Origin of the sequence: Aliiroseovarius pelagivivens (genome assembly GCF_900302485.1) — a bacterium.
GTDB classification, from domain to species: domain Bacteria; phylum Pseudomonadota; class Alphaproteobacteria; order Rhodobacterales; family Rhodobacteraceae; genus Aliiroseovarius; species Aliiroseovarius pelagivivens.
This window is the reverse complement of the sequence record NZ_OMOI01000001.1, coordinates 1,640,339-1,649,939: the sequence shown is the minus strand read 5'-3', so window position 1 is coordinate 1,649,939 and position 9,601 is coordinate 1,640,339. Positions and strand designations below refer to the sequence as shown.

9 protein-coding genes and 1 tRNA gene are annotated in these 9,601 nt (G+C 57.2%); 5 read left to right on the top strand and 5 right to left on the bottom strand.

The window, feature by feature from the left end; genetic code table 11:
- Position 1 precedes the first annotated feature (1 nt).
- A complete protein-coding gene (locus ALP8811_RS08040; protein ID WP_108856604.1) occupies positions 2-1,216 on the bottom strand; it encodes a bifunctional alpha/beta hydrolase/OsmC family protein in 1,215 nt (404 codons plus the stop codon).
- 245 nt (positions 1,217-1,461) lie between these two features.
- On the opposite strand from ALP8811_RS08040, the gene ALP8811_RS08035 reads away from it, so the two are divergent.
- Positions 1,462-2,241, top strand: coding sequence for a heme-dependent oxidative N-demethylase family protein (locus tag ALP8811_RS08035; protein ID WP_108856603.1), 780 nt, complete (start codon positions 1,462-1,464; stop codon positions 2,239-2,241).
- A 144-nt stretch (positions 2,242-2,385) separates the two neighbouring features.
- Positions 2,386-2,658: a hypothetical protein gene (locus tag ALP8811_RS08030; RefSeq protein WP_108856602.1), complete on the top strand. Its 273-nt coding sequence runs from the start codon at positions 2,386-2,388 to the stop codon at positions 2,656-2,658.
- Positions 2,659-2,843: 185 nt separating this feature from the next.
- Here the strand turns inward: ALP8811_RS08030 and glnA are convergent, their stop codons facing one another.
- Both glnA and ALP8811_RS08020 read right to left on the bottom strand, forming a co-directional pair.
- Positions 2,844-4,250, bottom strand: a complete 1,407-nt coding sequence (gene glnA, locus ALP8811_RS08025) for a type I glutamate--ammonia ligase (protein WP_108856601.1) — start codon at positions 4,248-4,250, stop codon at positions 2,844-2,846.
- 35 nt (positions 4,251-4,285) lie between these two features.
- Complete coding sequence (locus ALP8811_RS08020) at positions 4,286-4,624, bottom strand: P-II family nitrogen regulator (protein ID WP_108856600.1); 339 nt, start codon at positions 4,622-4,624, stop codon at positions 4,286-4,288.
- Positions 4,625-4,791: 167 nt separating this feature from the next.
- Between ALP8811_RS08020 and ALP8811_RS08015 the strand changes: the two genes are divergently transcribed.
- From ALP8811_RS08015 to tig, 3 genes are all read left to right on the top strand, one after another.
- Entirely contained in the window at positions 4,792-6,432 is a 1,641-nt protein-coding gene (locus tag ALP8811_RS08015) for an NAD(P)H-hydrate dehydratase (RefSeq protein ID WP_108856599.1), read from the top strand.
- Between the two features lie 169 nt (positions 6,433-6,601).
- Positions 6,602-6,686, top strand: a tRNA-Leu gene (locus tag ALP8811_RS08010).
- Between the two features lie 22 nt (positions 6,687-6,708).
- Entirely contained in the window at positions 6,709-8,040 is a 1,332-nt protein-coding gene (gene tig / locus ALP8811_RS08005; protein WP_108856598.1) for a trigger factor, read from the top strand.
- 93 nt (positions 8,041-8,133) lie between these two features.
- On the opposite strand, the gene ALP8811_RS08000 is transcribed toward tig, so the two are convergent.
- The gene (locus tag ALP8811_RS08000) at positions 8,134-8,628 is read right to left on the bottom strand and encodes a lytic transglycosylase domain-containing protein (protein ID WP_108856597.1); all 495 of its coding nucleotides are present in this window, start codon (positions 8,626-8,628) and stop codon (positions 8,134-8,136) included.
- 333 nt (positions 8,629-8,961) lie between these two features.
- Positions 8,962-9,591, bottom strand: coding sequence for a 50S ribosomal protein L9 (gene rplI, locus ALP8811_RS07995; RefSeq protein ID WP_108856596.1), 630 nt, complete (start codon positions 9,589-9,591; stop codon positions 8,962-8,964).
- Positions 9,592-9,601: the final 10 nt, after the last annotated feature.

Sequence of the window (9,601 nt, the reverse complement as noted above, 5' to 3'; positions counted from 1 at the left end):
GTCAGCCTGCCAAAACGGTTTCGATCTGGCTGGAGCTTTCAAGTGTTCGGTGCACCGGGCAACGATCCGCAACTTCCAAAAGGCGCTGGCGCTGGCCAGCATCCAGATTGCCGGTCAGGTGGATTTCGCGCCGGAAGGTGTCGATCCGGTTCTTGGCTCCGGTTTCAGCGTCTTGCGCGTGGACCTTGTCATGGCTGACTTCGACCCGGACATGTTCCAACGGCCAGCCTTTGCGGCGCGCATACATGCGAATGGTCATCGAGGTGCAGGCGCCAAGCCCAGCCGACAGGAACCCATAAGGTGACATACCCTTGTTCGTGCCTCCATAGGCCAAGGGTTCATCCGCCACCGTATGATGCTTCGGGCCAGATTGGATATCTTGTAGGAACCCGCGCGGATCGGCCTCGGATACGCGGACGATGCCTTCGGGCGCGCCGGGGGGCGGAGCGGGAGGGGCGAGGTTCACATACTTCGCCGCCCAGGTGGCGATCACTTCGGCGACATATTCGGCATCACTGGCGCGGCTGATCAGGTGATCTGAATCGTCCAGCGTAATGAAGCTTTTGGGATGCTTAGCCCCCATGAAAAGCGTGGCGGCGTTGTCGATCGACACGATCTGGTCGCGCGGGGCGTGCAGGACCAAAAGGGCAGCGTTCAGAGATTTAAGAGCCTCGTCCAGTTGTGTGAATTGCACATCTTCGACGAAGTCTGCGCCAATACGGAAGGGGCGGCCCCCCAGACAGACATCGGCGGCGCCTTCAGATGTGATGCCGGGCAGGGCGTCCGCGAAGTTTTCAATCACATGCGAGGGATCTGCCGGGGCGCCAATGGTGACGACAGCCTGAATTCCCGACAGGTGGGACGCAGCTTTGATTACGGCTGCCCCGCCAAGCGAGTGCCCGATCAAAAGTGCGGGCGGATATCCACGGTCGCGCAAGGCCTCGGCTGCGTTTTCCAGATCCCGCACATTCGAGGTGAAGCTGGTGTTCTCGAAATCGCCATCCGAGTGTCCAAGTCCGGTAAAGTCAAAACGCAGCACGGCAATACCAAGCGCGGCGAGGCGTGCGGAAATGCGGCGAGCAGCAGCGATGTCTTTGCCGCATGTGAAGCAATGGGCAAACAGGGCCGTTGCCAGATGAGGACCATCGGGCAGATCCAGACGCGCGGCCAGATCGTGACCTGCATGTCCGGGGAAGGTAAACTTTTCGGTCGGCATGGCTGCTCCTGTCCTGATCGGAAACGCCAGAGCGGCAGCAGTGCGCGTGCTGTCTTGGGGCGGTCCGACGAAATGATTTGGTCCGACGAAGGTGGCGTGCCATGGGGGACGGGGCAAGGGGGTGAGGGACAAGTTCACGCAAGGGTGAAGAAACGTATACTCGGGTGATCCAGTGCCCCAATTTACGCTTGCACGGATGTTCGTAGCCGCGCACAGTCCGGCCCGTCACTCAGCGGGGGATACAGATGGTTGAAATCTGTCAAAACGAGCTACCGATTCTGCCTTGGGCGAATCCGAGGACTGCGCGACTTCCGGGACTAAATCCTGTCGAACCGGGGCAGTGGTTGCAGACTGATGACGTGTATCCTGCGCAAATGGCGCACAGATTGTTTCTTATGAAGGAACACGGCCAGCTCGTTCATCGATTGTCCGATGGGGCGCGTGCAGCAGCGGATGAACTGCTTGAGGAAGTGCTTGCAGAACTCTCGGACAAGGACGGATTTGAGGTTCAGGGCGACTGTGTGCGGTGTCCGGATGATCGATTGGTTCAGCTGGATCGTTCGCAGCCCCTTCTGACACTAGGTGCGTTGGTGCAGGAAGACTTTGTCATCCTGCAAAAACAAGATGATGAGCACGTGATGACAGGTGCCATCCTTTGTTTTCCGGCCAGTTGGTCTCTTGATCAAAAATATATGAAATCATTGGTGAAAATTCACATTCCCGTTGACGACTACACGCCTGATATCGCCGCCAGAGTTCAACGACTGTTCGACGGTATTCAGGTTGGCCGACCGATGTGGCGGGCGAACTATCTTTCCTACAATGATCCCGAGCTGTTTCAGCCACGAAGGGAAGAGGAACGCCGTAGCTTTTCCCCTGAGAAAGAAAAGTGGTTGCGGGTCGAGCGTCAGACCATGAAACGGTTGCCAAGAACCGGTGCGGTGGTCTTCTCGATCCACTCGTATGTGTTGTCATGGCAAAGGTTGGAAGAGTTGAACATCAATCCACCTGTAGGTGAATATTAAAAGATCTTCGGATATTGTGGCTTGAATGTGCGTGTTTGCAATGAATTTTGAGCACCAATTTTCATACTTTAGACAAAATTTGTGGCTTAAAGCTAGGTGTGCCCTCGGGCAAGTTCACGAGTGAGAAATAGAGCGGGAAGAAATATGAAAAAACTTACTTTAGTGATGGCGATTGCTGCCACTGGTGCGATGGCTGGGTGTGTCAACAAGACTGCGTATGAAAGCAACCCTGTTAAGATTCAGACCGAGAAGGGTGCCGTGATATGCCAGCTTTATATGCGTGACCGGGTTCAGTGGGATGAATCGATCGCTGTGCCGTCGGGAATGACGAAAGCTGAAGGCGATGCTTATTGCGTTCAGGAAGGCCACCGTCAGTATCAGCAGGCTCACAACCGCGTGGTTGCTGGAAGCTCCTGAGATCTATGACGCCCCGCTAACAGGGGCTTGGGCATAGGCAACCAACAAGCTAATGAATGAAAAGAGCGCCGGATAGGCGCTCTTTTTTTGTTTGGGGCATGCTTGGTTGCCGCTCGAACCAACCCTCTGCCTGAAATGAAAAGGGGCGCCCAATAGGACGCCCCAAGTCAATAATTTCTCAGCGATTAGCAGCTGTAGTACAGCTGGTATTCCACCGGGTGCGGGGTGTGCTCGTAGGCGTAAACCTCTTCCCATTTCAGGTCGATGTAACCCTGGATCTGGTCTTTGGTGAACACGTCGCCAGCTGTCAGGAAGTCGTTGTCGGCTTCCAGGCTTTCCAGAGCTTCGCGCAGCGATGCACAAACGGTCGGGATGCCTTCCAGTTCTTCCGGCGGCAGGTCGTACAGGTTCTTGTCCTGAGCGGGGCCCGGATCGATCTTGTTCTTGATGCCGTCAAGGCCGGCCATCAGCAGGGCTGCAAAGCACAGATAGGGGTTCGCTGCCGGATCGGGGAAACGAGCCTCAACGCGCTTGGCTTTCGGGCTTTCAGTCCACGGAATACGTACACAACCCGAACGGTTCGAAGCCGAGTAGGCGCGCAGAACAGGGGCTTCAAAGCCCGGGATCAGACGCTTGTAGCTGTTGGTCGACGGGTTGGTGAAGGCGTTCAGGGTCTTGGCGTGCTTCAGAATGCCGCCGATGAACCACAGGGCTTCCTGCGACAGGTCAGCGTATTTGTCGCCAGCAAAGAGCGGCTTGCCGTCTTTCCAGATCGACATGTTTACGTGCATGCCGGTACCGTTGTCGCCTGCGATCGGCTTGGGCATGAATGTTGCCGTTTTGCCGTAAGCGTGGGCCACGTTGTGGATGATGTACTTGTACTTCTGCAGCTCGTCGGCCTGCTTGGTCAGGCTGTCGAAGATCAGACCCAGCTCGTGCTGGCACGAAGCTACTTCGTGGTGGTGCTTATCGGTTTTCATGCCGATGTTCTTCATCGTGGTCAGCATTTCCGAACGCAGGTCTTGCGCATCGTCAATCGGGTTCACGGGGAAGTAACCGCCTTTGATGCCCGGACGGTGGCCAGTGTTGCCCATCTCGTATTCGGCGTCCGAGTTCCAAGCCGCGTCAACAGCATCCACTTCGAACGACACTTTGTTCATGGTGTTCGAGAAACGAACGTCGTCGAACAGGAAGAATTCAGCTTCCGGACCCATGTAAGCCACGTCACCAATGCCCGAGGACTTCAGGTAAGCTTCAGCTTTCTCGGCGGTGCCGCGCGGGTCACGGGCGTATTTCTCGCCGGTGTCGGGCTCGACAACCGAGCAGTGAATGCACAGAGTTTTCTCGGCATAGAAGGGGTCGACATAAGTGCTGGTCGTGTCGGGCATCAGTTTCATGTCCGAGCTTTCGATCGACTTCCAGCCGGCAATCGACGAGCCGTCAAACATGAAGCCTTCTTCCAGGAAGTCTTCGTCGACAAGGTCGCAGTCCACGGTCACGTGCTGCAGCTTGCCGCGCACGTCAGTGAAACGGATGTCGACATAGGCGATGTCTTCATCTTTGATCTGCTTGAGTACGTCTTGAGCGCTCATATCAGGTTCCTTTGGTTCGTGTGTATTCGTGTGATTTACAGAGCATCGTCGCCGGATTCACCGGTGCGGATGCGAATGGCTTGTTCAACGGGGCTGACGAAGATCTTGCCGTCGCCGATCTTGTCGGTCTTGGCGGCGTCGATGATGGCCTCAACGGCTTCATCGACCTGATCATCGGCCAGAACGATTTCGATCTTCACTTTGGGCAGGAAGTCGACGACATATTCAGCGCCGCGATACAGCTCGGTATGGCCCTTTTGACGGCCAAAGCCCTTCACTTCGATCACCGACAGGCCCTGCACGCCAATGTCTTGCAGCGCTTCCTTCACTTCATCCAGCTTAAACGGCTTGATGATGGCTTCGATCTTTTTCATGGATAGCCCTCCGGTTCGAAACGTCGTGTTGGGCATCACTGATCACTTTCCTTAACGGGGGGCAATTGACTAGGGTGGTGGTAGCGCACGCGGGCGTGTGAAAAACTGAGCATGTGCCTAAAAATTAAGCAGTGCGCGCGAAGATTGTGCAGAGTGAGAAGAATAAGATGACCGAATTGCTGACAGCTGCCCAAATGCGCGCCATTGAGCAGGCCGCGATTGAGTCGGGCGAGGTCACGGGGCTGGAGCTGATGGAACGCGCGGGCCGGGGCGTGGTCGAGGCCATATTCGAAGAATGGCCCGAGCTGGCAAAAACTTCTCACAAAGCGGTGGTGCTGTGCGGGCCGGGCAACAATGGCGGCGATGGATTTGTCGTGGCGCGGCTGTTGAAAGAATGGGGCTGGGAGGTCGAGGTGTTCCTCTATGGCGATGCCAAGAAGCTGCCACCGGATGCGCGGGTGAATTATGAGCTGTGGATGGATTTGGGGGAGGTTCGATCCTACAGTAGGGAAGAGACTAACCATGGCACATCTAGTGCAAATTCTGACCTTCTTATTGACGGGTTGTTTGGCACAGGACTCAAGCGCGCAGTAACGCAGCCAGAGGAATTATACTGGGATGTTTACCAGCGCTGGGGAAGAAACCAGAACGAACTTGCAGTGATGAAGCCAAAGATTGTCTCAATTGATATCCCATCTGGGGTTTGTTCGGACTCGGGTCGTGAACTGAGTGCGGACAGCGAAGATGAAGCTGGAATCGCTGTTCAAGCGAACCTCTCAGTCTCCTTTCATACCGCCAAACTTGGACATTTATTGAGTGAAGGTACCGGGTGGGCTGGAAAAACGGTCGTCAAATCCATCGGCTTAGAGGGCAGTCCCCGGCCGCGGGGGGGGATGAAATCCCCGCCCGGGGGGGCGGTCGGGGATTGCCCGGCGGTGCCGCCGGGCGAGATTGTCAGATTGGTCGATCGCCCAAGCTGGCTAGGTAAGCCCGGCAACGATCACAAATTCTCCCACGGCCACGCGCTCATCCTGTCTGGACCGTCTGGCAAAGGCGGCGCGGCGCGGCTCTCGGCGCGAGGTGCACTCCGCATTGGGGCCGGGCTGGTCACCGTCGCCCCAACGCCCGGCGCACTCCAGGAAAACGCTGCGAGGTTGGATGCGATTATGCTGTCTCCTGTTGGGGATGCGCAGACGTTGCAGGCTGTGCTGGCGGATGAACGGCTCAACGCGCTCTGCCTTGGTCCCGGTTTGGGCGTAGATCGTGCGCGGGATTTGGTTCCGGTGGCCTTGGCTGCGAAACGCGCGACGGTGCTGGATGCGGATGCTTTGACGTCGTTTAAGGACGATCCGTCGGTGCTGTTCGACATGCTGCATGACAACTGCGTGCTGACCCCGCATGCGGGCGAGTTCGCGCGACTGTTCCCTGATATTGCCGAGAAACTGAACGCCCCCGCCACCAAAGGACCGGCCTATTCCAAGGTCGACGCAACCCGAGAAGCCGCAGCGCGGGCAGGGTGCGTCGTGCTGTTCAAAGGGCCGGACACGGTGATTGCGGCGCCAGATGGCGCATGCTCGATCAACTCCGCCGCCTATGAGCGGTCCGCCCCATGGCTGGCCACCGCCGGATCGGGAGACGTACTGGCGGGTTTCATCACCGGACTGCTCGCGCGGGGCTTCGCGCCCATGCAAGCGGCAGAAACCGCCGCGTGGTTGCATGTGGAATGCGCACTGGAATTTGGGCCGGGATTGATCGCCGAGGATTTGCCCGAACAATTGCCCGCAGTGTTCCGAAAACTAGGGACGTGAGCACCTGATTCTGGGCCTTCCGCCGGGCATCCGCACCGAAAGAGTATGAAATTGCGCGAACTCCTGCTGGATAAGGGCGCTTTTCCTCTCGCATCCGCTGCGCACTGGTGCTAGAAGGGCGCGAATTTGGACGGCCCCGTCCTGAAAACGTGGGCCGTCCTCGGTTTTAGCGGGTGTGGCGAAATTGGTAGACGCACCAGATTTAGGTTCTGGCGCCGCAAGGCGTGGGGGTTCAAGTCCCTCCACCCGCACCAAAATTGAAAGAAGGACGAGACGATGCAGGTCACCGAGACCCTGAACGAAGGTCTGAAACGCGGCTACAAGATCGTGGTTCCGGCCGCTGATCTGGACGCCAAAGTCAACGAAAAGCTGGTTGAAGCGCAGCCCGAAGTCGAAATGAAAGGCTTCCGCAAAGGCAAAGTGCCGATGGCTCTGCTGAAAAAGCAGTTTGGTCAGCGCCTGATGGGCGAAGCCATGCAGGAAGCTGTCGATGGCGCCATGAACGCTCACTTCGAGGAATCGGGTGACCGTCCGGCCATGCAGCCTGACGTGAAGATGACCAACGATGATTGGAAAGAAGGCGACGACGTTGAGATCGAAATGTCGTACGAAGCCCTTCCCGACGTCCCCGAGGTCGACCTGAAAGGCATCAAGCTGGAAAAGCTGGTCGTGAAGGCTGGTGAAGGTGAAGTTGAAGAAGCGCTGGCCAACCTGGCCGAGACAGCTCAGGACTTCAAAGACCGCAAAAAAGGCACCAAGTCGAAAGACGGCGATCAGGTTGTGATCGACTTCCTGGGCAAAGTTGACGGCGAAGCCTTCGACGGTGGCGCAGCTGAAGATTACCCGCTGGTACTGGGTTCGAACTCGTTCATTCCGGGTTTCGAAGAGCAGCTGGTTGGCGCCAAAGCTGGTGAAGAAGTTGAAGTCAAAGTGGCTTTCCCTGCCGAGTACGGTGCGGAAAACCTGGCCGGCAAAGACGCTGTGTTTGAATGCACCGTGAAAGAGGTCAAAGAGCCTGTTGCCGCCGAGATCAACGACGAGCTGGCCACCAAATTCGGTGCCGAAGACCTGAACGCTCTGAAATCGCAGATTGGCGAGCGTCTGGAAGCAGAATTCGCTGGTGCGGCCCGTGCTATCATGAAGCGCAACCTGCTGGACGAGCTGGACAAACTGGTTGATTTCGACCTGCCGCCGTCGCTGCTGGACGCCGAAGCTGGTCAGATCGCTCACCAGCTGTGGCACGAAGAAAACCCGGACGTGCAAGGTCACGATCACCCGGAAATCGAAGCCACCGACGAGCACAAAGCCCTTGCCAGCCGCCGTGTCCGCCTTGGCCTGTTGCTGGCCGAACTGGGCCAGAAAGCCGAGATCGAAGTCACTGATGCCGAGATGACTCAGGCCGTTATGAACCAGGCACGTCAGTACCCGGGTCAGGAACGCCAGTTCTTTGAATTCGTTCAGCAGAACCCGCAGATGCGTCAGCAGCTGCAGGCGCCGATCTTCGAAGACAAAGTCATCGACTATGTTTTCGAACTGGCCGAAGTTTCGGACAAAGAAGTCTCGAAAGACGATCTGCAGAAAGCCGTTGAGGCTCTGGAAGACGAATAAGTCTCACCTGACAGACATTCGAAAGGCCGCTCCGATTGGGGCGGCCTTTTGCGTTGTAGTTAAGGGGGTCAAAGAGTGACGTTCTTAGCGCACTCAGGCCGGGCGTAATCCGGTCTCGACCAACAGACCAAGACGTTTGGCCTCATAATAGTACCCTCGGGCGTACCAGCCCATCGCGTCCTCGATATCTCCGCCCGAAACGATATAGGCGCCGCGCAGGTATTTGCCGGCGTATTTCAAGTTCACGTCAGCATCCAAGAGTTCTTCCGCCGGGCCGCGATGTCCCATGGTGCGGGCGGTTTGGGGCAGAATTTGCAGCAGACCCCAGTAGGGTCCATTGCGCGCCGATGGACGGTGCGTGCTTTCGCGCACGGCCTGACGATGTACCAGCTCGCGCGGGATTTGGTAGTGATCGGCCCATTTGTTGATCAGGGCGCGCAGCTCGGGTGTTTCATTGGGAAAGAGCGGGGGATTGTAGCTGTCGGTCTGTAGGGCACGTGAGGCGCCGCGGTTCGAGCGTCTGCCACAGGCAGTTACAGCAAAGGCGCCGAAGGAGGCGAGGGCGGTGCGACGTGTGAATTGGGTCATGTGGGCAGCATAGAGAAGGCATTGTTCACGGGGAAGCGATTGCAGTGCGTCTAAAGAGAAGCGCGACCTGTCATTCAGAGAACAAATCCATTGGTGTCTAAAGCCCCCTTTATTTGTTGGCGTCGGATGGGACGCGCCCGTGCCGGCGGCATTTGATAAGGTGGCGTGTTCTTGCTGAGCATCTCGTTCAAATGGCTAAGGCCGAAGGTGAGCAGGCCATTCCAAAGGGGGAGTTGTAGTAAACTCTATCGCGCGTCCCAAAGGATGAGCGAATCCGCAAAAAGAAAAGGCCGCTCGGTTGAGCGGCCTTTCTAATCTTGTATCGAAGGAAGATTACTCTTCTTCCGAAGCCTCTGCGGCGGGGGCGTCGTCGCCGGCCGGAGCCAGGTCGTCGTCGTCGTCCGATGCAGCTGCGCCGATGTCGTCGAACAGCTCGGCGATCTCGAACTCGGCTTCAGCTTCAGCTTCAGCGGCCAGTTCCTGGATCGATTTGCCCGAAGCCTGCAGTTCGGCTTCTTCTTGCGAGCGCGCCACGTTCAGGCCGATCTCGGTTTCGACTTCAGGGTGCAGACGTACGGTGACGCTGTGCAGGCCCAAATACTTGATCGGAGTGACCAAGATGATTTGCTTTTTGTCGACCGAGAAACCAGCTTCGGTGGCAACTTCAGCGGCGTCACGCGGGGTGACCGAGCCGTAAAGGGCGCCAGCGTCCGAAGCCGAGCGAATCACGATGAATTGCTCGCCGCCCAGCTTCTCAGCCAGAGCTTCTGCTTCTTGTTTGGTTTCCAGGTTGCGGGCTTCCAGCTGAGTTTTCTGAGCTTCGAACGACGCGATATTGGCGTCCGAGGCCGACAGGGCTTTGCCCTGGGGCAGCAGGAAGTTGCGTGCGTAACCAGGCTTTACGTCGACGACGTCGCCCATTTGGCCCAGCTTGGCCACACGTTCCAGAAGGATAACTTGCATTGATCAGGTC